Genomic DNA, 23921 nt, shown 5'->3' with positions numbered 1-23921 from the left:
AAAAATCAGTCAATTGATGTAGGTTTAATACTGGGGATTGCTTTGCAACTATTCCCAAGTGATGAATTTGAGCTGCTAAATGAAATAAGAATATTGTTTCCTGCAGATTCTAGAAATGAAGATGAAAATATTATAAAAGAATAAAAATCCATAGTCATCATAGCTATATTTTACTTATGATCATTACAAATCAAGATCTTATCTTTATAGCGATAGATGATTGTTGAAAAAAAAAGACCAGTAATGGTCTTTTTTTAATGAAGTGAGATGACAAATGGAAAACAAGGAAAGAAATGAAAGAGGGAGACTTACAGATGAACAAGCTTTAAAAATGTTCAAAGAAGAAAATTTAGACCTGACACTTGACCAAGCAAGGATAATCTTGGAATTTATGCGCAAACTAGCAAGTATAACAGTATCTAATTTTTTAAATCAACAAAATGAAACAAATAGCAGACCTTTATGTGAGAGTGAGTACGGACGAGCAAGCCGACAAAGGATATTCACAAAGAAATCAAGAAGAAGTACTAAAAAAATACTGCCAGATAAATAACATTGCAGTACGGGATGTTATTTATGAAGATCATTCTGCCAAAACATTTTTAAGACCAAAGTGGAAATTGTTATTGGTTAACTTAAAAAGATTTAAAAATAAAACGGATTTACTTTTATTTACCAAATGGGATCGATTCAGTAGAAATGCAGGAGACGCTTATCAAATGATTAGCACCTTAAGAAAACTTGGAGTTGAGCCACAAGCCATAGAACAGCCTTTAGACTTATCTGTTCCAGAAAACAAAATGATGCTCGCATTTTATTTGGCTGTTCCGGAGGTAGAAAATGATAGAAGGGCGTTAAATGTTTTTCATGGTATGCGTAGAGCAAAGAAAGAAGGAAGATATGTCAGTCAAGCTCCAATAGGATATGCAAACAGATCAAAAGAAGACGGCAGTAAATATATTGCAATTAAAGAGCCTGAGGCGTCTATCATGCGTTGGGCATTTAATGAAATTGCAAAAGGTATTTTCAGTACTGAGGATATTCATCGACTGGCAAGGAAAAAAGGTATAAAAACAGGAAAGCACAGCTTTTGGCTTGCAGTTAGAAATCCTTTGTACTGCGGAAAAATAAAAGTTCCTCAGTATAAGGATGAAGAGAGCTATTTTGCCAATGGACAGCATGAAGCAATTATCAGCGAGGAATTGTTTTATAAAGTTCAAGATGTAGTAGACGGAAGAAAGAAAGTAATTCGTGCAAAAGTTGAAACTATCCTAGAACTACCTTTAAGAGGGTTTTTAATATGTCCAGTTTGTGGAAAAGTGTTGTCTGGAAGTAAATCAAAAGGGCGTAATAAATATTACGCCTATTACCATTGTTATAAAGGTTGCACCTATCGCTCAAATGCTGATGATGTAAATCAAATGTTTATAAAGGAACTTTTAAAATATGCTCCAAAACGACAATATAAAAAAGTTTATAGTATCATAATTCTAGAAGCTTATAAAGAACAAACAAAGGAAAGACAAAATGAAAAGATTCAGCTATTAAAGCAAATAAAGGATTATGAAGGTAGATTAAGTAAGGCTCGAGATTTACTAATGACAAATCAAATTGACTCAGCAGACTACAGAGATATAAAATCTGATTATGGAGAGACATTAGCAAGGCTTCAAGCAAGATATTCAGGAATAGATACTGATCAAGATGATATTGAAAAATTACTTTATCAGGGAATTGAAAATTTGCTTAGGATTCATTCTATCTATGATAATTCTGAACTTGTGGTATGTAGAGATTTGATTGGTTCAATATATCCTGAGAATTTGATATATGATGGAATTGGATTTCGAACCACAAGAATCAATGAAGCAGTACAGCTAATGTACTTGATTAATGGGCAGTTAGAGTCAAATAAAAAAGAGACAAATCAGAATATTTCTAACTTGTCTCTTATGGTGGGCGATGAGGGGTTCGAACCCCCGACCCCCTCGGTGTAAACGAGGTGCTCTGAACCAGCTGAGCTAATCGCCCTTAACAAAAAGGTCATTTTCATTTCCTTACTGCGAGTGCAAATATACAGCTAGAAATGGTATCTGCAAGCAAATCCGTAAAAAAATCAATAAAATATAAGCATTATTTGCTTTCGTGCTCTACAATAGCGCTTTATGTAAGGCATGAATTATTGGTATTTTTTTGTATTGATTCGTTATAGTCATACATTTGCGCTTTAAACAATAAATAATGGCCAGGTTCAAAGAAAATGATTTACCAAAATCAAAAATTACTGCAAGTTCACTCCAGAAAGCAACTGTAATATTTCAATATGCAGGAAATCATCGTTGGAAATTTTATGTAGGTTTAATTTTTTTATTATTTACCGGAGCGACTGCTCTTGCTTTTCCTAAATTGATGGGAATGCTCATCGATTGTGTAAAAAATAAAGACAACTCCCAAGCTAACATGATTGCTGGAGGTTTGATAGTAATCTTATTTCTTCAATCAATATTTTCGTTTTTTAGATTGTATTTATTTGTCAATTTCACTGAAAACACGTTGGCTAATCTTAGAGTAGCACTTTACAGTAATTTAGTGAAACTGCCGATGTCTTTCTTCTCGCAAAAGCGTGTTGGGGAATTAAATAGCCGAATCAGTTCTGATATAACTCAGATACAAGATACATTGACGTCAACAATTGCTGAATTCCTGAGACAATTTATTTTAATTGTTGGTGGCGTTCTTTTGCTAGCAAATGAAAGTATTAAATTGACATTGTTGATGTTATCTGTAGTTCCGCTGGTCGCTGTAGCTGCAGTTATTTTTGGACGTTTCATCAGAAAATATTCAAAAAATGTTCAGGATAAAGTTGCAGAAAGTCAGGTAATTGTTGAAGAAACCATGCAAGGCATTAGTATTGTTAAGGCTTTCGCCAATGAATGGTACGAAATTGCCCGTTACAATGGAAAAATAAAAGAAGTAGTTACAATAGCCATTAAAGGTGGGAAATACCGAGGTTACTTTGCTTCATTCATTATTTTCTGTCTTTTCGGAGCCATTGTGGCCGTTGTTTGGTACGGCGTTCGATTGAGCATTAGCGGAGAAATGAGCGTGGGACAATTGATATCATTTGTGTTGTATTCCACTTTTGTTGGTGCTTCTTTCGGAGGTATTGCTGAACTTTATGCTCAAATTCAAAAAGCAATTGGCGCAACAGAACGAGTTTTTGAATTATTGGACGAAACTCCTGAAAAAATAAATTCAGTTCAAGATGTTGCTAAAACTCAAAAAATTAAAGGAAACGTTACATTCAAAAATGTCGCGTTCAGTTATCATTCCAGAAAAGAAATCAAAGTATTAAAAGACGTCAGTTTTACTGCTAATTTTGGTCAAAAAATTGCTATTGTTGGACCTAGTGGAACTGGAAAATCGACAATTGCTTCGCTTTTATTGCGTTTTTATAATATTGATGAAGGAGAAATATTGGTTGACGGAAAAAATATTTATGATTTTGATTTAGAAAACCTTCGTGGAAACATGAGTATTGTGCCGCAGGATGTGATTTTATTTGGTGGAACCATCAGAGAAAATATCGCTTATGGAAAACCAAATGCCACCGAGGAAGAAATTCTTACCGCTTCAAGACAAGCTAACGCCTATAATTTCATTGAAAGTTTTCCTGAAAAATTTGAAACTATCGTGGGGGAAAGAGGAATTAAACTTTCAGGCGGACAACGACAACGTATTGCAATTGCGAGAGCATTATTGAAAAACCCAAGTATTTTGATTCTGGACGAAGCCACATCCTCATTAGACAGCGAAAGCGAAAAGCTAGTTCAAGAAGCGCTTGAAATTTTGATGGAGGGAAGAACCAGTATTATTATCGCGCACCGTCTTTCGACAATTCGCAGTGCGGATCAGATATTAGTTTTGGACAAAGGAAAAATTACAGAACAAGGAACACATCAAGAATTAATCGCTTTAGAAAATGGTATCTATAAAAATTTAAGTAATTTACAGTTTAGCCATTCTTAAATTTAAAGTTCTTTCATTTTTTTGGACACTGAAAATACGGATTCACAAAAGCGAAAACACGGATAAAAACTGATTTTTCCTTGTTGTTCCTACAACTAAAATCAGTTTTTACCCGTGTTTTTACAAAGTAAATCCGTGTAATCCGTGTTCTATTTTACATTGACTACTTCCCTTTTCTTCGGTTGCGTTCTGCTTTTATCATCTCTAATTCACGACTCGTTTGTCCCGCTACTGAAGTATTTTCTTCCGCACGACGGATCAAGTACGGCATCACATCTTTAACTGGACCAAAAGGTAAATATTTTGCTACATTATACCCATTAGCAGCTAGATTATAGCTGATATTGTCGCTCATTCCGTACAACTGACCAAACCAAATTCTGTCATCGTTTGTTTTAATTCCTTTTTGCTGCAATAATTCCATTAAAGTATACGTACTTAACTCATTGTGGGTTCCTGCAAAAATTGACATCATATCTAAGTGTTCGATCATATAGCGAACTGCTGCATCATAATTTTCATCTGTATCTTCTTTTGAAGCGCATATTGGTGATGAATATCCCTTCTCGTTAGCGCGAACAATTTCTTTTTCCATGTAAGCACCGCGAACCAATTTCATTCCAATGAAGAATTCTTCCTTTTTTGCCTGTTCATGCAATTTTTTCAGATAATCCAAACGATCCCAACGATACATTTGTAACGTATTGAAAACAATAGCTTTTTCTTTGTTGTATTTGCGCATCATTTCGGTCACTAGTTCATCTGCGGCGTCTTGCATCCAACTTTCTTCACCATCAATCAAAAGAGCAACATTTTTAGAATGAGCATCTTTGCAAACCAAATCAAAACGTTCTACTACTCTATTCCATTCCGCTTGCTCTTCTGGCGTTAACGCTTGTTTATCTCCTAATTTCTCATACAATTCAAAACGACCAAATCCAGTAGGTTTAAAAACGGCAAAAGGAATCGCTTGACGTTCTTTGGCAAATTCGATTGTTTTTAAGGTCATTTCAAGCGCAGCATCAAACTGACCTTCCTCTTCTTTTCCTTCTACAGAATAATCCAGAACAGACGAAACGCCCTTGGTGTACATTTTATCAACCACAGAAAGGCAATCTACTTCATTCACACCTCCGCAAAAATGATCAAAAACAGTAGCGCGAATCAAACCCTCAACAGGAAGATTTGCTTTAAGGGCAAAATTAGTAACCGCAGTACCAATGCGAACCAGTGGCTGATTGGCAATCATTTTAAAAAGAAAATAAGCTCTATCCAATTCGGTATCACTTTTTAATGAAAAGGCAACTTGTGTATTATTGAATATTTTTTCCATTATTTGTTAGATTTTTGTACAAATATAGACAGAGTTTTGAATATTGTTTAGCAAAAATTGCCTTATTTTGCGGTTCCAATTAATCCATAAAGATGCAGTCAATTCAAGCCAACAGTTATCCGATACATTTCAACGAAAAAGGATACGAAGCATTAAACCTTCATTTAAAAGAAAATAAATACTCCAACCTATTTATTATTGTAGACAGCAATACCAATGAGTTTTGCTTGCCTAATTTTCTTCCATATCTGGAAACTGATCTTATTATTGAAATTATAGAATTTGATTCCGGTGAAGAAAATAAAAATATTGAGACTTGTGTCCAAATCTGGAATGTATTAACGGAACTTGGTGCCGACAGAAAAAGTCTTTTAATTAATCTCGGCGGCGGCGTTGTTACTGATTTAGGTGGATTTGTTGCTTCAACATTCAAACGTGGAGTTGATTTTATTCACGTTCCTACTACGCTATTAGCGATGGTTGATGCTTCTGTAGGGGGTAAAAACGGCGTGGATTTAGGGAACTTGAAAAACCAAATCGGTGTTATCAATGTACCAAAAATGGTGCTTATCGACACTCAATATCTCGAAACAGTGACACAAAATGAAATGCGTTCCGGTCTTGCCGAAATGCTGAAACACGGTTTAATATATGATAAGGAATACTGGGAACAATTTTTAGATTTAAAAGCCATAGATTTTGCTGATTTTGACACATTAATTTACCGTTCGGTTGAAATAAAAAATGAAATTGTCCTTCAAGATCCTACCGAAAAAAATATCCGAAAAGCATTGAATTTTGGTCACACATTGGGTCACGCCATTGAAAGTTATTTTCTGGAAAATGAAAATAAAACTACTTTGCTGCACGGAGAAGCCATTGCCGTTGGGATGATATTAGAAAGTTTCATTTCATTACATAAAAAACTAATCAATAAAGAAGAATATTCTGATATAAAATCCTGCATCAAGTCTATATATGACGACATCATTTTTGAAGAAAAGGATATCGAACCTATCATGCAACTACTGATTCACGACAAGAAAAATGAGTACGGCAACATTCAATTTGTATTAATCGAAGGTATCGGGAAAATAAAAATCAATCAATCAGTTGAAAATGAATTAATTCTTAGGGCGTTTCTGGATTATAAATCTTAATTAATTTTTATAAAAAGGATTGCATTGCGTATATAATATTTTTTACATTTGCACCGATGAAAAAAAGTCAAAACAAGCCAAATTATAGTTCCAGTAAAACTCGAAACAATATGTCTTTTTTAAGAATATTGAAGCGGTTTTATTCTATTAAAGGAAACTTTAGTTTTGATGTTTTCCAATACTTAAAAGCAGATCACGAGAAGCTTCAAATCGTTTATGCAAATATCCGGGTTTGAATTATAGGTTACTTTATTTTACAATATTCTAATCTATAATCACGACAGCAAATGAATACAAAATATTCTGATTTAATCAATCAAACCTACTATTTTCCCCAAGAAGAATTTACATTAAACAAAGATAATCTTCAGTTTCACAATATCGATTTGATGAAATTGGTAGAGCAATATGGTACGCCTTTAAAATTTACTTATTTACCTCAAATTTCCAACAACATCAACAAAGCCAAAAGCTGGTTTCGTAAGTCGATGGAAAAAAACAAATATGAGGCAAAATATTACTATTGTTATTGCACAAAAAGTTCTCATTTTGAATATATTATGAACGAAGCGTTCAAAAATAATATTCATATTGAAACGTCATCTGCATTTGATATTAATATTGTTGAAAACCTTTTAGCTAACGGTAAAATTAATAAAAGTACGTACGTGATTTGCAATGGTTTTAAAAGAGACCAATACATTGAAAATATTGCCAGACTTATTAACAATGGTCATAAAAACACCATTCCAATTATTGATAATTTTGAAGAACTTGACTTGCTTCAAGGACAAATAAAAAACAAATTCAAAATTGGAATTCGTATTGCTGCAGAAGAAGAGCCTAAATTTGAATTTTATACCTCAAGATTAGGAATTGGATACAAAAATATTGTTCCGTTTTACAAAAAAGAAATCAAGGAAAATAAGAAATTGGAACTTAAAATGTTGCACTTTTTTATTAACACAGGAATTAATGACAACGCCTATTACTGGAATGAATTAGTAAAATGTATTAAGGTTTACGTAGCGTTAAAGAAAGAGTGTCCTTCGCTTGACGGATTAAATATTGGCGGTGGTTTTCCTATAAAAAACTCATTGGCATTTGAATACGATTATCAATACATGATTGACGAAATCATCAATCAGATCAAAATAGCTTGTGACGAAGCCGAAGTCGATGTTCCGAATATTTTTACTGAATTTGGGTCTTTTACTGTTGGAGAAAGTGGTGGAGCGATTTATCAGATTTTGTATCAAAAACAACAAAATGACAGAGAGAAATGGAATATGATTGATTCTTCTTTTATCACTACTTTACCGGATACATGGGCAATCAACAAACGTTTTATCATGCTGGCCATAAATCGCTGGAATGACATGTACGAGCGGGTTTTGTTGGGAGGAATGACGTGTGACAGCGATGATTATTACAACTCAGAGCAAAACATGAATGCTATTTATTTGCCAAAATACAATAAAGAAAAACCATTATATATCGGATTTTTTAACACGGGAGCTTATCAGGAAACTATTGGCGGATATGGTGGTTTGCACCATTGCTTAATTCCGCAACCTAAACATATATTGATAGACAGAGACGAAAACGGTATATTAGCCACTGAGGTTTTTTCAGAACAACAAACCTCTGAGGAAGTTTTAAAAATATTAGGTTACGACAAAAAATAAATTAACAATTATTCAATTATTCAATATAAAAATTCGTTAAATTTGAAATTATAATTTTAACGTATTGATTTTTAAGTATTTAAATTTTAAAAAATGAGCAAGGGACCAATCAGTCAGTTTATAGAAAAGCATTATTTGCATTTCAATTCTGCATCTTTAGTTGACGCAGCTAAGGCATACGAAGAACAATTAGCCAATGGTGCAAAAATGATGGTAAGCATGGCTGGCGCTATGAGTACTGCCGAGATTGGAAAAATATTTTCTGAGATTATTCGTCAGGATAAAGTACATATTATTTCGTGTACTGGAGCTAATCTTGAAGAAGACATCATGAATTTAGTTGCTCATTCTCATTATGAAAGAGTTCCAAATTATCGTGATTTGACTCCACAAGATGAATGGGATTTACTTGAAAGAGGTCTAAACCGTGTAACGGATACTTGTATTCCGGAACATGAAGCTTTCCGTCGTCTACAAAAACATATTTACAAAATCTGGAAAGATGCCGATGATAAAGGCGAAAGATATTTCCCACATGAGTTTATGTATAAAATGTTACTTTCAGGTGTTCTTGAAGAATATTATGAAATTGACCTAAAAGACAGTTGGATGTATGCAGCTGCTGAGAAAAATTTACCTATAATTGTACCGGGATGGGAAGACAGTACTATGGGAAATATATTTGCATCGTATGTAATTAAAGGAGATTTAAAAGCTTCTACAATGAAATCCGGTATCGAATATATGGTTTTCTTATCTGATTGGTATCCGAAAAATAGTACAAATGGTGTAGGTTTCTTCCAAATTGGCGGCGGTATTGCTGGAGATTTTCCAATATGCGTGGTGCCAATGTTATACCAAGATATGGAAATGCATGACATTCCGTTTTGGAGTTATTTCTGTCAGATTTCAGATTCAACAACCAGTTATGGATCGTATTCTGGAGCGGTGCCAAATGAAAAAATTACCTGGGGTAAATTAGACATTAAAACACCTAAGTTTATTATTGAGTCCGATGCTACCATTGTAGCACCTTTAATTTTCGCTTATTTATTAGACTTATAGAATATTTTATGAAAAGAGTAATTGTAGATTACGCCAAACTTACCAACGAAATTTTAAACCTATTGGTAGATAGATTTCCAGATGGATATGATGATTCAAACATTATTAGTTTTAGAAATGCTAAAAATGAATTGATTGAAGCAGTCGAAGTACGAACTGACGATACTATTTATTTAGTAAAAGTGAGCACTAAACTTGCTGATAGAATTGAAAACTTTGAGGAAGATGATGAAATTATAATCGACGAAGTAGTTGAACCAATCAAAGGTTTGGATTTAGACGATGATATTGATGACGACGATGAAGATGACGCTATCGACAAACCGGATTCAGATTCAGGAGATGACGAGGATGACGAAGATGCTGATGAAAAAGATTTCTCAGATGAAGACGACGATGAAGATGAGGATTAATTAATCCCATTTTAAATATATTTCAAAAAAGGAACTCATTCACGAGTTCCTTTTTTTTATAATTTCAGACTTCTAAATACACGCCAAAATGACTCATGAAATTTTACTCGCCAAACTCAAAGAAAACTTTGGTTTTGAAAAATTCAGACCTAATCAGGAACAAATAATAAATTGTATTCTTTCTGGACAAGATACAGTAGCAATAATGCCTACAGGTGGAGGGAAATCAATTTGCTTTCAATTACCCGCATTGGTTTTTCCGGGAATTACAATCGTAATTTCTCCGCTTATTGCTTTGATGAAAGATCAAGTCGATGGTTTGAAAGCTAATGGAATTGCAGCCTGTTTTATCAACAGCAGCCAAACCGAAGATGAACGACAATTTTATATTGAAAGTTTAAAATCCAACACAATTAAATTGGTTTACATTGCTCCGGAAAGTTTGTCTTTTCTAGATAATATTTTCAATAGTTTAACAATAAGTCTTATTGCCATTGATGAAGCGCATTGCATTTCATCTTGGGGTCATGATTTCCGACCAGCGTACACTAATCTAGGATATCTAAAAAACCGCTTCCCCTCTACTCCAATATTAGCTTTAACTGCAACTGCTGATAAAGCTACACGTAAGGACATTAGCGAACAATTAAATCTAAAAAATCCGAAACTATTTGTGGCTTCTTTTGATCGAAAAAATCTAAGTTTAGAAGTTCGACCCGCTTTGGACAGAGTCAAACAAATTATAGATTTTATCCAAGAAAAACCAAATGAATCCGGAATCGTATACTGCTTAAGTAGAAAAACAACCGAAGAACTTGCCGAAAAATTACAAAAAACAGGCATTAGCGCCAAAGCATATCATGCCGGTTTAGACAATAAAATTCGCTCAACAACACAAGACGAGTTTATTAATGATGATTGCAAAGTGGTTTGCGCAACCATTGCTTTTGGAATGGGAATTGATAAATCAAACGTACGCTGGGTGATTCACTACAATTTACCAAAAAACATCGAAGGTTATTATCAGGAAATTGGTCGTGCCGGTCGCGATGGTTTGCCATCAGAAACGGTATTATTCGAAAGTTATGGCGATGTAATTCAATTACAAAAATTTGCTTCACAAGGTTTAAACGCTGAATTACAATTAGCTAAACTGGAACGTATGAAACAATATGCCGATGCATTAAGTTGTCGCAGAAAAATATTGCTTTCTTATTTTGGAGAACTTGTTACAGAGAACTGTGGGAATTGTGATATTTGTAAAAATCCACCGCTGTTTTTCGATGGAACGGTAATTGCACAAAAAGCATTATCTGCAATTATTCGATTACAGGAAACTGAACCACTGCCTGTAATAATTGACTTTTTGCGAGGTTCCAAAAATGCTTACATCTATGAAAAAGAATATCAAAACTTAAAAACGTATGGCGTTGGCGCTGATCTTTCGTGGTATGACTGGAATCAATATTTGATACAATTGATAAATCTAGGGTATTGTGAAATTGCTTTTCACAAACAAAACAAAATCAGATTAACAACTCTTGCAAAAAAGGTATTGTTTGAAGATGAAAAAGTACAATTAACCGCAGTTCAGAAAATCAATAGTGAGAAACAAGAAACCAAAGAAACGAAAAGTAAATCAGCAGCAAGTTCGCTTTTTGAAACCTTAAGAAAATTACGTTACGAAATTTCTAAAGAGGAATCAGTTCCTGCCTATGTAATTTTTAGTGATGCGGCTTTGCGCCAAATGGAAACCGAAAGACCCATGAGCGACCATGAATTGCTAGCAATTGATGGCGTTGGAAAAGCAAAACTGGAAAAATATGGTGATGCTTTTATCAAAACTATAATTGATTTTCAAAAATTTAAAGTTGTCAAAAAAAAGAAAGAAGCCACAACTTACAAAGAAACACTGGAACTTTATAAAAACGGATTGTCTGTCGAGGAAATTGCTCAGAAGAGAAAATTAGGCCTTAGTACAATTATGTCACATATAGCGAAACTGTATTTTGATGGAGTAGATATTGACTTAGATTGTTTTATTTCAAAAGAAGAAGTTTCTCAAATTGCAGAAGCGCAAATTAAATTAGAATCACCAAATACTTTAAAACCTTATTTTGATTATTTTGAAGAAAAAATAGATTACGGTAAAATTCGGTTAGCATTGGCGATATTAGAAAAAGAAAATGCTGTAGTTTAAAAAACTTTATATGATACAATCCTTTCCTCCTTTTGTAAATTCCAAAACCGAGATTTTGATTTTAGGAACAATGCCTGGCATCGCATCACTCGAAAAACAGGAATATTATGCGCACAAAAGAAATCACTTCTGGAAAATAATGTACACGCTCTTGGATAATTTACCAATAGCTGCAGTTTTCGAAGAAAAAATACAATTGCTTCAAACAAATAACATTGGACTTTGGGATGTATTAGAAAATTGTGAAAGAAAAGGAAGTTTGGACATTCACATTAAAAATCATAAAGAAAATGATTTTAAAACATTTTTCAAAAAATTTCCCGGAATTACAACCATTGTTTTTAACGGAAAAGAAAGTCATAAATTCTTTCTAAAAAAATTTGGACAAATAAAAGGCATCACGTATTATGTGATGCCTTCCACTAGTCCCGCAAATACAATGACTTTTGAAAACAAACTAAAAATCTGGTCGGCCGGTTTTCAATAAATTATAAATACCTTTCTTCGAAAACTTTTTGATGGTGTTTCTGATGTCCCATCATAATAAAACCAATCGCACGAACTGATACAGCTGCATTCGAAGCGATTCCAATCCTCCTAAATTGTTCATCTGATAAACTTTTAAAAAGAAACAAATTCGAATGTCGCACGGCAGAAAATTCAGTTAGCAAATCCTGAATACTTCTATTGGCAGCTTCAGTATTCGCCACATAATAATTTTCATCAAAACCTGGTAAAGGTGTTACATCGTTTCTGGAAATTCGTAAAGCACGATACGCAAAAATGCGCTCGGTATCGATTACATGTTGAATAATCTCTTTGATATTCCACTTCCCTTCCGCATATCGGTAATCAAACTTATCCATTGGAATATTTTGAACAAAACGGATAAAATCATGCAATGAAATTTCTAATTCTTCCATCAAATTTACTTCTCCTAAAGCATTTATATAAGGAGCATAAAAAGATGCATATTCGTTTACTGGTAATTGTGTTGACTTCATTTTTTATCTTTTAAGCGGAGTTTCTACTGGCATTTGTATTTCCGAAAAGGGAACGGGTAACAATTTTTTCGTACACTTTTATTAAAGCATCATCTGGTTTATCCTCTTTATTTAATTCATTAATACGAAGTAATGCATATTGTTGTATAGTCAACAATGGCAATACTATACGTTCTCTTATTTGTATCGATGCTTTACCATCAGGATAGTTTTCCATAAGCTCTTTATGACCTGCGATTTTCAAAAGCAATCGTTTTGTTTCTAAAAACTCGTCGTAAATAATTTGCCAAAAAGCACCAAATTGAGGGTCTTTTTTCATGTAAGCTGTTAATGGAAAAAATGATTTTGCTAATGACATCATACTGTTTTCTAACAAGGTTTTAAAGAACATAGAATTATCATATAAATTCTGAACTTTATCCCATTGATTTGTTTCTTCAAAATGCTTCAAGGCAGTACCTACTCCAAAAAATCCAGGGACATTTTGCTTCAATTGACTCCAGGAACCCACAAAAGGAATCGCACGTAAATCAGCAAAATCTAAATTTTCTGATTTGCTTCTTTTGGATGGTCGGCTTCCAATATTCGTTTTAGCATAATATTTCAACGTGCTCATTTGTTCCAAATAAGGAATAAATTTAGGATGATTTTTAAAACTTAAATACTTTTCATAACCAAAACCTGCCAATTGATCTAATATATTTTTTTCGTCCAAAGTCAATTCGTTTTCCCCTTTATTAAAAACTTGATTTGTCACACCGGCACTTAACAAATTCTCTAAGTTATATCGACATGAATCTAAGGTTCCAAAATTCGAGCTAATAGTCTGTCCTTGCACTGTAACCTGAATTTCATTGTTTTCAATATTTGGACCCAAAGAAGCATAGAATTTATGTGTTTTTCCGCCTCCACGTGCGGGCGGGCCTCCACGACCATCAAAGAAAATTGCTTTTACGCCATATTTTCTGGAGATTGCAGTGAGTTCTTCTTTCGCCTTATAAATACTCCAATTCGCCATTAAATACCCTCCATCTTTTGTTCCGTCAGAGAAACCAAGCATTATCGTTTGCTTATTGTTTCTATTCGCCAAATGCGCTGAATAAGTGGGATTTGTATACAATTTCTCCATGATTTCATGCGCATTCTGCAAATCATCAATTGATTCGAAAAGCGGAATAATATCAACGGGAGGATTTTCCCAATTACTTAAACGGAATAATGCAAAAGTCTCCATTACATTAAGCGCGCTTTCATTGTTACTAATTATGTATCGGTTTGCACCAAATTCACCATTTTTTTCCTGAATTGTTTTTATCGCGTGAATCGATTCGATTGTCAAACGAGTTATTTCATTTGCAAATACAGCAGCATCAAGATTTCCGTTAGTATTTGATAATACTTTAAATTTATCTTCCTCTGATAATTCAAAATAGTTTTCAGGAAAAACAGAGGCATCCGTTTTTAAATAAAAACCCACTATATCTCTGAACACAGTATCATGAATCTTACTGTTCTGACGTATGTCCAAGGAAGCAAAATGAAATCCAAATAAATTTACTTTTATCAATAGTGCGTCCAATTCATCTAAATATAAAGATTGATGCTGGTCGATAACTATTTGTTTAATTTTATTTAATTGTGCTTTGAACTCATCTAAAGTAATAAAAATTTCTCCTTTGGAATAAAATACAGACCTATAAAGTTTTTGTTCCAGTTCAGTCACTAAAGTATTTACTCCTGAGAAGGTTAGCTTTCTTTTTAAATTCCTGATTTCGATGTAATAACATTTCAAAATAGAAGTTCGCAAGCGTTCCGCTACTTTCAGCGTTATTTCGGTAGTCACAAATGGATTTCCATCACGGTCACCTCCAGGCCAAAATCCAAGTTTAATCAATGGATTCTTTATGGAATTACCGTTGAAAATATTCTTTTGTAAATACTGCACCATCTCGCCGGAAGTTTGGTAAAATACATTTTCGAGATACCAAATCAAACTTACTGCTTCATCAAAAGGGTTGGGTTTTTCGTTTTGAATAAAAGGAGTTTTACCTAATTGAGCCAGCAATTGCTTAATATTAAGTAAGTCATTTTTTCGAATCGCTTCTGTCAAATCATTAATGATTCCAAGAACTGCACCGGGGTAAAATTGTGTAGGATGAGCGGTCAAAACAGTCCTTACATTGAAATCCTCCAAAAAATCAATCAACTCCTCTTCTTTATCTTTCGCATCTGATTTTTCCTTGATATCTCTTAAGGAACCTCGTCCTTCCATATTATTAACAACTGGAAAAGCGGCATCTTCAATGGCATCAAACAATACAATCTGACGTTCGATGTATTGAATAAAACGAAACATGATATCAATTTTCTCTGTTTCTGAAGGATCATGTAAATACCTTTTAGCAAAAAAATCAACAATTTCTTTCGGAGTTTCTTGCTTTTTAAATCCCGTCTCACAAATGTCTGTAAACAAAGGAAGTAAAGCTCCGGTGTTGTCTATCGAATGAAACGGCAATGTGATAAAAACGCTATTGTAAATATGGTATTTAGAGAGAACGTCTTGATTGAAACGTTCAATTTTAGGTAATGTGTACATAATTTAGTTGTAGTTGGTTTAGTTAATTTGTCACAAAAAAACCCCAAGAGTAAACTTGAGGTATCTATATATCGCATTCAAGATAATTACATATTTTTGAAAATAGTGTGCATCAAGCGCTTCTTGTCATTTATGCTTTCCTCAAGTGAGATCATCGTTTCGGTTCTGTAAACGCCTTCAATATCATCAATCATAAAGATAACATCTTTTGCATGTTTAGTATCTTTAGCTCTAATTTTACAAAAAATATTAAATTTCCCAGTAGTAACTGAAGCTACCGTTACAAATGGAATTTCGTTGATACGTTCTAAAACAAATTTTGTTTGAGAAGTGTTATTAAGAAAAACACCGACATAAGCGATAAATGAGTATCCCAATTTATCATAATCAAGAACTAATGAAGATCCCATAATAATTCCGGCATCTTCCATTTTTTTTACTCTGACATGCACAGTTCCTGCTGAAATCAATAATTTTTTTGCAATATCCGTAAATGGAACTCTTGTATTGTCTATCAACATATCTAAAATCTGGTGATCTACTTCATCTAAACGAAATTTACTCATAATTCTTAAATTAACATTATTAATTACTATAACAAAGTATAAAATTATACATAAAAACAACAAAAAGACGTAAATATTATATTTTTATCATTCCGTTAACAAATTTTATGTCATTATCTAAATAAAAATCAGCTTTTTGGTTTAATTTAGGAATCGACTCAAAATTATCTTTGTATAACGCACCTTCAGCGTCATATTCAAAATGACCAAAATAATTTTCTAAATCGCCTATTTGTGAAACATTTGCATTAAAACAAATCTGATTTTCAATCAACTCTTCTTTGTATTGTGCTGCAAAATTGGTGATTATTTCGATACCATCATAATTTATTTTGATGTTTTTATACATAAAATCATAAAAAACGACTTTATTTTGAGGAATATTCAAATATTTGTTAATTCCGTTGCTAACTATAACGTTTTCGCTAAGTGTAGTGAAACTCGAAATTAACGCCATAAAAACATATTTACGGGTTTTCTCTCTTTCATAATCGTTCGGAAAATGACCTGCTTCGAACAATAACGTCGGAACTCCCAAATATTGAAATTTATCTCCAATGCAGTTGATATTAAAAGAATCATCAAAACGTCCAATTTGATTAGGTAAATATTCTTGAAGGACCTCGTTTATACTCGCAATCAAATTGATGGCTTTCAATCGGGAGTCGTTTATCTCCCGTTCTTCGTTGTAAGAAGGAGCTAAAAATGACAATGTAGCCGGTTTCCCGGTATCGCTTACGCCAAAAATCGTACGCTGATCATGAAGATTAAAGCAATAATCTGGTTTAAATGATTCAAAAACTGCTCTTAATAGCTTACTTTCTGGCTGTGTGAGCTCATTCGAATCGCGATTTAAATCTACTTTGTTGGCATTTTCTCTAGTATATAACTTGGCACCATCAGGATTCAACATTGGAATGGTGTAAAAAGTAAATGACTTTAATAATATTTGTGCCAATCTAGAACCACTCTCCAACACATTCAAAAAGTCAAATAAAGCTTTCGTTGTAGTACTTTCATTTCCGTGCATTTGCGACCACAGTAAAATTTTAATTTTACCATCTCCTATTTGGTACGAATAAATAAATTTTCCTAGAACTGATTTCCCAATAATTTTAAGTTGATTGTTGCTGTTTAATTTTTGAAGTAGTGGCTCAATCGATTCTAAAGTAATATAACGACCGTGGATAGTTTCTTCACTATGTTGACTGAATAATTGCTCTAAATTCATGCTGTTTTATTTGATTTACAAAAGTAAACATCTTTATATTTACATTTGTAAACTAGTTAAATGCAAAATATTTCAAAGATGTAAACACTTATCCGCAGTAAGTCGTATTGACTTAGCATCCTATAATTAACAAATGTTATCAATTTATAATATATTATTTAAATATCTATTTATCAGTGTTTTAAATATTCTCACCTTTTTAAATACTTTAATAAAATACATCAATTAAAATAAATTTACAGTTGTAATTTAGGTATTTCAAGCTATTATAATTACATTTGTAAATAGTTTATTTTTAATACTAATTCACAATGGTAAACATAGAAGATTTTATAAAAAGATTAGAAATTATACTGGATTACTACAGCTTGAATGCTTCTTCTTTTGCGGACAGAATTGGAGTGCAGCGCTCCAGTTTGTCTCACCTGCTGTCAGGAAGAAACAAACCCAGTTTGGACTTTATCCTTAAAATATTAGATGTTTTTCCTGATGTAGATTTGTATTGGATTTTGAATGGAAAAGGAACTTTTCCAAAAAATTTAAAGCAGTTAGATGCAAAAGAAAAAAGTGTTGAGTACATTGGAAAACAAAATATTCCTACTCCACCGAATACTGAAATAATTCCTGAGAATTTATTTTCGGAAATAAAAAGCCCAAATCCGATTCCAGCATTCGAAACAAAAAAAACAGAAAATCAAAATAGCGCAAAAGAATCATATTCTGGTGCCATCGATAAAATCGTAATTTTTTACAAAAATGGAACTTTTAAAAGTTATGTTCCCGATTAAAAAAAATAACTCCAATTCAGATTTCTAAATTGGGGTTATTTACTATTTTAAATTTAAAGACGATTCTATTTCCTAAGAACAAAAACTAAAGTTAAACCTGCTTCGGCTCTTACATTCATTGGAGCAAAATCAGCTGAAGCCGTTGGATAACTGTAAGCGTATCCAACTTTATTTCTTTTTTTTTTAATAATGTAACATTTATTCAAATGAATATCCGTTTTCCCGGATTTTGCCTTTTACACCTTCGTAATGTTTCTTCAAAATAACCATATCACTTTCGATATCACCTAGGGGTAAAACTGGATTTCCTAAATTCACTTCTTTTCTTCCAAAATCAAATGTGATCGGAATTATAGGAACATTTGCTTTCAAAGCGATATAATAAAATCCTGTTTTAAGTTTGGTAACTTTTTTACGAGTTCCTTCAGGAGCAACAGCCAAACGAAAAATTTCTTTTTTTTGAAAAATAGCCGCAATAGAATCGACTTTGTTCAAACCTCCTGAACGATCCAGTGGTTCTCCGCCCATATATCTAAAATAAAATCCGAAAGGAAAACGAAACAATTCCTTTTTGCCAACCCAGTTCATTTCTAATTCGGTTATTCCTCTGATAAAAATTCCCAGATAAAAATCGTGCGCACTCGTATGCGGCATAACCATAATCACACATTTTTTAATATTTGCATCAATACCACCAACTATTTTCCAACCCATGAGCCTGAAAAATATCCATTTGTAAAATTGTTTCTTCATTCTTTCTTATTTCGGACAAAATAAATTATTTAAATCTTATTTTTGGGTAAAACCAGCTCTAATGATTAAAAAAATATTCAGTTATCTCATTCCAATTAAAATTTATGAAACGAAATCTGTCTTAAGTAAATCGATTGAAGTGACTTGGACTAATGGAGAACTAGTTTTGGATTCTGAAAATGCCAATTATTCTTACGGCAGTTTACAACGTATTTTGCGGTTAGGATTAAAAAACATTGGTTATGAAAAAATAGTTCCAATGAATCATATTTTAGTTTTGGGAGTTGCCGGCGGAAGCGTTATCAAAACATTGGTTGATGAAATAAAATACAAAGGAAAAATTACCGGAGTTGAAATTGACCCCGAAATAATTAAAATAGCCAACACCTATTTTAAATTAGATGAAGTGAAAAATCTTGAAATTGTAATTGATGATGCTTTCGAATTTGTTTTGAAAACTAAAACCAAATACGATTTAATTATTATTGATATTTTCCAAGATACCAAAATGCCCAATTTTTTATTTGAAACTTTTTTCACCAAAAGAGTTTGTTCGCTATTAAAAAATTATGGTTTTATCCTTTTCAATACAATGTTGCTGAATGAAAGTCAAAATCTAAGGAATAAAAAATACGTCTCCGACTTTTTTATAAGTCAATTTCAAATAAAAACCATACCTAGAGTTGAAATTCATAATGAATTGATTGTAATCGAAAAATTAAATTAAATAATGAACCATGAAATGTTCTTTCTGAAAATTTGCAATCCAATAGTCTTGAAGAAACACAATAATTTTGTACTCTTACATAGCGTTATTTAATATTCTGATACAATGAAAAAAATTGTAAAAAAACTGCTTCTAGGGAAAACGTCACAGGGTTTTCAACCAAAATTTAATCCGGTTCAAAAACGAATACAAAATATTCAATCCATTTGGAATAATGAACATCAGGAAGACAATGGAATTGAAAAAATAGTGCGTTTGATCCTTGCTTGCTCCCAATTGCTTTTTCCCGGAATTTACATTAAATATTGGGCCAGTAAAAAAGGAGTCGAATATCAGGTTTTAGCTTTGGATTTCTATGTTTTACTCAAAGTGGTTTTTCCGATAGTGATTTTAGTAAATCATTGGCAAAGCCATATATGGCTCATTTGGATTCTTGTTTATGTATTTTTGGAAACTGTTTTTTACATTCCTACATTAATTTTTGCTTCTGATTTATTTTCAAAACCACGTTCGTACAAGAGATCAATGTTGTTGCTTTTCTTTAATTATTTAGAGATTGCATTTGCTTATGCCGTTTTTTATTCAATTGAAAGCTACATGAACAAACCGTTTTTTCATTGGTTTGATGCAGTTTACTTTAGTATCGTAACATCCTCATCTATTGGTTATGGTGATTTTTATCCTATCACCACAATTGGGAAATTTCTAGTAACTACACAAGCCTTATTGTTTCTGTTTTTTATTGTACTTTTCTTGAATTTCTTTTCCACCAAAGTAAAAACGAAAGGCTATTTCGATCACGATAATCTAGAATAATTACAGCATTTTCATGGCTTTTTCTAAATCTTCCGGAGTGTCAATTCCGATTCCAATATGAGTTGTTTCCACCATTTTTATTCGTTTTCCAAATTCTAGGTAACGCAATTGTTCCAGTTTTTCGGATGCTTCCAAAGATTGCATAGGCAAACTGTAAAAATCTAATAAGGCTTGTTTTCTAAAAGCATAAATCCCGATATGTTGCATGTATCGTACGCCCACATTTTTCTCTCTTGGATACGGAATTACCGAACGCGAAAAGTACAAAGCGAATCCATTTTGATCCACAACCACTTTTACATTATTGGGATTGTTGATGTCGTCTTCATTTGTAATTTCACGCATCAAGGAAGCCAAATCTACTTTTTTGTCCAAATCATTTCTAAAAACTGCAATGACTTTTGCCAAAGGTTCCGAATCAATAAACGGTTCATCTCCTTGCACATTAATTACAATATCAACGTCCATATTTTCGACTGCTTCTGCAATTCGATCACTTCCTGATTCGTGTTCTTTAATACTTTTGATGGCTTTTCCGTTGTGAGAAATTATTTCGTTATAAATTAAATCCGAATCCGTTACCACAAAAACATCGTCAAATAATTGCGTGTTTACGGCGGCTTCATAAGTTCTTAAAATAACCGTTTTACCTCCCAAATCCTGCATCAGTTTGGCGGGAAATCGTGTCGAAGCGTAACGGGCGGGAATAACTGATATTATTTTCATTTTTATACGGAATTGCTAAAGCGCTAAGGTAATATGATTTTTTTATTTTACTAATAAATGCGTTCGGTCTTCATCCATTTATTCTGTTACGAATTCATTTTTTATTTTTATTCTTAAAAAAAATCCGAAAAAACCATTTATGATCATAAAACTGCAACTATTTTAAATATCGCTAAAAATCATAAAATAAAAAATAATTAACAAAGTACAAGCTTTCAGAAATAGTTCTATTTATAAATAATCAATGCTACCTCGCCTAAAAACGATACGAATTGATGAATTTAAAATAACCTTCAAGTAAATCAAACACTGCGATCTATTTATCAATTCATATTCGTTGCTATCTGCACCAATCGAAAAATAGAGAATCGAAAAATGTAGCTGTCTTAATAGTCTAGCCAAAATTTAATCGTAAAAAAAATATTCTCTTTTAATTAAATAAACCACTTCGGACTGTAGATCCATAAATTTGGTTAGTAGTCGTAAAGTCTGCACGGTTGTTAGTATTTAATTATAAAGTTGTCATTATAATTCTCATGCGGGTTTCTGTGATGTTCCAAATATTGATATACCATTACATCTGTAAAATTACTCGTACTCCAACATCCAAAACATACAGACTAAAAATGACTACCCCAATATCTTTTTTTTAGATGTAGGAATTCAATTTGTAGTTTTCATTAAGAACGCCCTTTCAATAATTTAACCAAAGTGCTTACATCTTGGGAAAGTCGATATTCAATAAGCATTTGGACATGATCTTTTGACACTACTTCTTTTAATAGCTGAACGCCTTCCCCTTCACATATTTGTATCAAAATAGTTCCATCGCATTTTAATATCCCCTTGCAAAACTCTATACTTATACTTTATGGACCAAACGATATGAACGGTTAAACTTGATACTTTATGTTTATTTGTTCTTTGAAAATCCATATTTCAGATGTACATTTTTAGAAGTTAATAGCGAAAAGCACGAAAGTGCATAGTTTTAATTTTTTTAGGACCAATAAATCTAAAGTAGTTACTGTTTCAAACACAATTGACGATCTTGATATTGCCCGAGTTTGTAAAGATCTAAATGTGGTTTCCTTACTGCAAAAACCCATTACAAAGGAATTCCTCGATCGAATTATACCCTAAAAAAATTTATTTTTGAAACGTCGTGAAACCACGAAATGAAATAAAAAACTGCTGAAATATGTTCTTTTTCAAAAGATTAAATTATTAAAAATCAAATTTTATTATAGTTAAATTAAACTTTTTTACTATTTTTTTTACCTAAAAAAACAAAAGTCAGATACAATTCGAATTTAAATTATTTTTTATCAGAATGCTTGTTCTTGATTCACTTTTTACCTCTGACTTTCTAGTTCCCCATTGTTATTTTTTGTTTTAATGATAACAATGAACCATTACATTTATCTGATAACCGGTAGTCCATTTACGCTGGAATCGAGTGATCAATGAGGTTATTTTTCCAAATAAGGTGTAAAATATAATTCCTTATTAATAACTTAAGAACGGCAATAAATCAAGTTGTAGCTTAATTTTAGACTCAATTATTCCCGTAAAATTAAGAAAAGTGTATCTTTGTGAATTACTGTTTTACGCAAATTCATTGCCACTTCTTTTTTCTGATATTAAACCTTGATTATAAATATAGTAACGAAATGTAAGCAGAAAAATAATTATATTGAATTTACTAAATTATCGTTGCGAGTATTACGGCACATGAAATTTTTATAAACTTGATTGATTAGAGTTGGTAATTTAAGCGCGATATGCACTTATATAAAAAAATATTCTATGCATTTAAAGAGGTTAGAGATCAAGAAAAATATTCAAAAAACGGATGATAAAAATTTGTCATTCCGAGTTTTTGACCTCGGGACGGCAAGTCTACAAGATTATTTGAAACCACATAAAAAAGATCATTTTTGTATTATACTAGTAGAGTCTGGAACTAGTAAAGTACACATTGAAGACAAAATATATTTATTAAATTCAGGAAAAATAGCCGTTATATTTCCGGATCAAATTCACTTTTTGTCTAATCTGAGTACTGATTTGACAGGTAAAATTATATTATTTGAAGAAGTATTGTTTTGTTCGGATATATTAAAAAATGAGCTCAGTGCTTATAATGTTAACCTATCGGCACATCTAAATTGTACGGCACTATCTAGCCTTGAATTTGAACAAGTGCTTCCAATTATAAAAAACATACAGGATATTTACAACGCCCCCAGCCTTGTCAAAAAAGAACAGGCGCGTTTTTATATCAAAATTTTCCTTTTAGGACTTATAGAATCCATTCATGGTCAGCATCCTGTTCTACATCATGATGCGCAAGGACCAAACCAACAAACATATATTGACTTTAAAAAACTTTTGAACCATCACTATAAAAGCGAGCGTACCGTACAATACTACGCCTCAAAACTGGCTATCAGTACTAAAAAGCTCAATGCTTTAAATAAAAATTATTCTGGCGAAACGGCTATAAATGCTATCCACAACCGAATCCTGATAGAAATTAAAAGACAATTATTATTTACGGATCTCTCACACAAAGAAATCGCCTTTGACCTTGGATTCAGTTCCCCGTCTGCACTTAATAAATTTGTAAAAGCAAAACTAAAGGAAACCCCAACCGACCTACAAAACGGACTGGCGCAAATTTATACCGCATAGTCTTGTTTATATAACACCCTACCCTCCCTGTTGCTATATCTTTGCATCAGTAATTAAGACTATTAAAAAAGACTTATTGCTGTTGCTAAAAGCGATTCTAGTTTATCTATTTAGTTTAATGCTGTTTAG

At 32.5% G+C, this 23921-nt stretch carries 20 protein-coding genes, 1 tRNA gene and 1 pseudogene; 13 read left to right on the top strand and 9 right to left on the bottom strand.

Features of this window, described 5'->3' with window-relative positions:
- Positions 1–274: 274 nt before the first annotated feature.
- Complete coding sequence (locus ACP7AV_RS13290) at positions 275–553, top strand: hypothetical protein (protein WP_426092347.1); 279 nt, start codon at positions 275–277, stop codon at positions 551–553.
- On the top strand, positions 441–1997 hold the full coding sequence (locus ACP7AV_RS13285) for a recombinase family protein (protein ID WP_426092351.1): 1557 nt from the start codon (positions 441–443) through the stop codon (positions 1995–1997). The genes ACP7AV_RS13290 and ACP7AV_RS13285 overlap by 113 nt, the downstream gene beginning before the upstream one ends.
- Here ACP7AV_RS13285 and ACP7AV_RS13280 read toward each other — a convergent pair.
- A tRNA-Val gene (locus ACP7AV_RS13280) sits at positions 1954–2031 on the bottom strand. The genes ACP7AV_RS13285 and ACP7AV_RS13280 overlap by 44 nt on opposite strands.
- A gap of 210 nt (positions 2032–2241) precedes the next feature.
- On the opposite strand from ACP7AV_RS13280, the gene ACP7AV_RS13275 reads away from it, so the two are divergent.
- The gene (locus tag ACP7AV_RS13275) at positions 2242–4029 is read left to right on the top strand and encodes an ABC transporter ATP-binding protein (RefSeq protein ID WP_426092346.1); all 1788 of its coding nucleotides are present in this window, start codon (positions 2242–2244) and stop codon (positions 4027–4029) included.
- A 163-nt stretch (positions 4030–4192) separates the two neighbouring features.
- Here the strand turns inward: ACP7AV_RS13275 and ACP7AV_RS13270 are convergent, their stop codons facing one another.
- On the bottom strand, positions 4193–5362 hold the full coding sequence (locus tag ACP7AV_RS13270; RefSeq protein ID WP_426092345.1) for a proline dehydrogenase family protein: 1170 nt from the start codon (positions 5360–5362) through the stop codon (positions 4193–4195).
- A 92-nt stretch (positions 5363–5454) separates the two neighbouring features.
- On the opposite strand from ACP7AV_RS13270, the gene aroB reads away from it, so the two are divergent.
- The 6 genes from aroB (at position 5455) to ACP7AV_RS13240 (ending at position 12375) form a co-directional block, all read left to right on the top strand.
- Positions 5455–6522, top strand: coding sequence for a 3-dehydroquinate synthase (gene aroB, locus ACP7AV_RS13265; protein WP_426092344.1), 1068 nt, complete (start codon positions 5455–5457; stop codon positions 6520–6522).
- Between the two features lie 287 nt (positions 6523–6809).
- Positions 6810–8210, top strand: a complete 1401-nt coding sequence (locus ACP7AV_RS13260) for an arginine decarboxylase (protein WP_426063823.1) — start codon at positions 6810–6812, stop codon at positions 8208–8210.
- A 93-nt stretch (positions 8211–8303) separates the two neighbouring features.
- Entirely contained in the window at positions 8304–9275 is a 972-nt protein-coding gene (locus ACP7AV_RS13255) for a deoxyhypusine synthase family protein (RefSeq protein WP_073353127.1), read from the top strand.
- 8 nt (positions 9276–9283) lie between these two features.
- Positions 9284–9688, top strand: a complete 405-nt coding sequence (locus tag ACP7AV_RS13250) for a DNA primase (protein WP_426092343.1) — start codon at positions 9284–9286, stop codon at positions 9686–9688.
- A gap of 88 nt (positions 9689–9776) precedes the next feature.
- On the top strand, positions 9777–11888 hold the full coding sequence (recQ, locus tag ACP7AV_RS13245; RefSeq protein WP_426063825.1) for a DNA helicase RecQ: 2112 nt from the start codon (positions 9777–9779) through the stop codon (positions 11886–11888).
- A 10-nt stretch (positions 11889–11898) separates the two neighbouring features.
- Positions 11899–12375, top strand: a complete 477-nt coding sequence (locus ACP7AV_RS13240; RefSeq protein ID WP_426063826.1) for a DNA-deoxyinosine glycosylase — start codon at positions 11899–11901, stop codon at positions 12373–12375.
- 1 nt (position 12376) lies between these two features.
- On the opposite strand, the gene ACP7AV_RS13235 is transcribed toward ACP7AV_RS13240, so the two are convergent.
- The 4 genes from ACP7AV_RS13235 to ACP7AV_RS13220 all read right to left on the bottom strand — a co-directional run bounded on the left by ACP7AV_RS13235 (position 12377) and on the right by ACP7AV_RS13220 (position 17285).
- Complete coding sequence (locus ACP7AV_RS13235) at positions 12377–12892, bottom strand: DinB family protein (RefSeq protein ID WP_426063827.1); 516 nt, start codon at positions 12890–12892, stop codon at positions 12377–12379.
- 10 nt (positions 12893–12902) lie between these two features.
- Positions 12903–15488: a phosphoenolpyruvate carboxylase gene (locus ACP7AV_RS13230; protein ID WP_426092342.1), complete on the bottom strand. Its 2586-nt coding sequence runs from the start codon at positions 15486–15488 to the stop codon at positions 12903–12905.
- Between the two features lie 86 nt (positions 15489–15574).
- Positions 15575–16054 (bottom strand): Lrp/AsnC family transcriptional regulator, encoded by a 480-nt coding sequence (locus tag ACP7AV_RS13225; protein WP_114755272.1) that lies wholly within the window; start codon positions 16052–16054, stop codon positions 15575–15577.
- A gap of 76 nt (positions 16055–16130) precedes the next feature.
- Positions 16131–17285 (bottom strand): M14 family metallopeptidase, encoded by a 1155-nt coding sequence (locus ACP7AV_RS13220; protein ID WP_426092341.1) that lies wholly within the window; start codon positions 17283–17285, stop codon positions 16131–16133.
- 311 nt (positions 17286–17596) lie between these two features.
- Between ACP7AV_RS13220 and ACP7AV_RS13215 the strand changes: the two genes are divergently transcribed.
- Positions 17597–18073 carry a helix-turn-helix domain-containing protein gene (locus ACP7AV_RS13215; RefSeq protein WP_426092340.1) on the top strand — a complete coding sequence of 159 codons (477 nt, stop codon included), beginning with the start codon at positions 17597–17599 and terminating at the stop codon, positions 18071–18073.
- Positions 18074–18271: 198 nt separating this feature from the next.
- On the opposite strand, the gene ACP7AV_RS13210 is transcribed toward ACP7AV_RS13215, so the two are convergent.
- The gene (locus ACP7AV_RS13210) at positions 18272–18826 is read right to left on the bottom strand and encodes a 1-acyl-sn-glycerol-3-phosphate acyltransferase (RefSeq protein ID WP_426092339.1); all 555 of its coding nucleotides are present in this window, start codon (positions 18824–18826) and stop codon (positions 18272–18274) included.
- Positions 18827–18887: 61 nt separating this feature from the next.
- On the opposite strand from ACP7AV_RS13210, the gene ACP7AV_RS13205 reads away from it, so the two are divergent.
- Together ACP7AV_RS13205 and ACP7AV_RS13200 are read left to right on the top strand one after the other, a co-directional pair.
- Positions 18888–19553, top strand: a complete 666-nt coding sequence (locus tag ACP7AV_RS13205) for a spermidine synthase (RefSeq protein WP_426092338.1) — start codon at positions 18888–18890, stop codon at positions 19551–19553.
- 105 nt (positions 19554–19658) lie between these two features.
- Positions 19659–20369, top strand: a complete 711-nt coding sequence (locus tag ACP7AV_RS13200) for a potassium channel family protein (RefSeq protein WP_426063069.1) — start codon at positions 19659–19661, stop codon at positions 20367–20369.
- On the opposite strand, the gene kdsB is transcribed toward ACP7AV_RS13200, so the two are convergent.
- Together kdsB and tnpA are read right to left on the bottom strand one after the other, a co-directional pair.
- Positions 20370–21095 (bottom strand): 3-deoxy-manno-octulosonate cytidylyltransferase, encoded by a 726-nt coding sequence (gene kdsB / locus ACP7AV_RS13195; protein ID WP_426092337.1) that lies wholly within the window; start codon positions 21093–21095, stop codon positions 20370–20372. It abuts the gene before it with no gap.
- 500 nt (positions 21096–21595) lie between these two features.
- Positions 21596–22031 (bottom strand): annotated as a pseudogene (gene tnpA, locus ACP7AV_RS13190) (IS200/IS605 family transposase).
- Between the two features lie 873 nt (positions 22032–22904).
- Between tnpA and ACP7AV_RS13185 the strand changes: the two are divergent.
- Complete coding sequence (locus tag ACP7AV_RS13185; RefSeq protein ID WP_426092336.1) at positions 22905–23792, top strand: AraC family transcriptional regulator; 888 nt, start codon at positions 22905–22907, stop codon at positions 23790–23792.
- Positions 23793–23921 lie beyond the last annotated feature (129 nt).

Origin of the sequence: Flavobacterium sp. DSR3-2, from assembly GCF_049896525.1 — a bacterium.
In the GTDB taxonomy this organism is placed as follows: domain Bacteria; phylum Bacteroidota; class Bacteroidia; order Flavobacteriales; family Flavobacteriaceae; genus Flavobacterium.
Note: the sequence above shows the minus strand (reverse complement) of the source record. Positions and strands in the feature narration are given on the sequence as shown.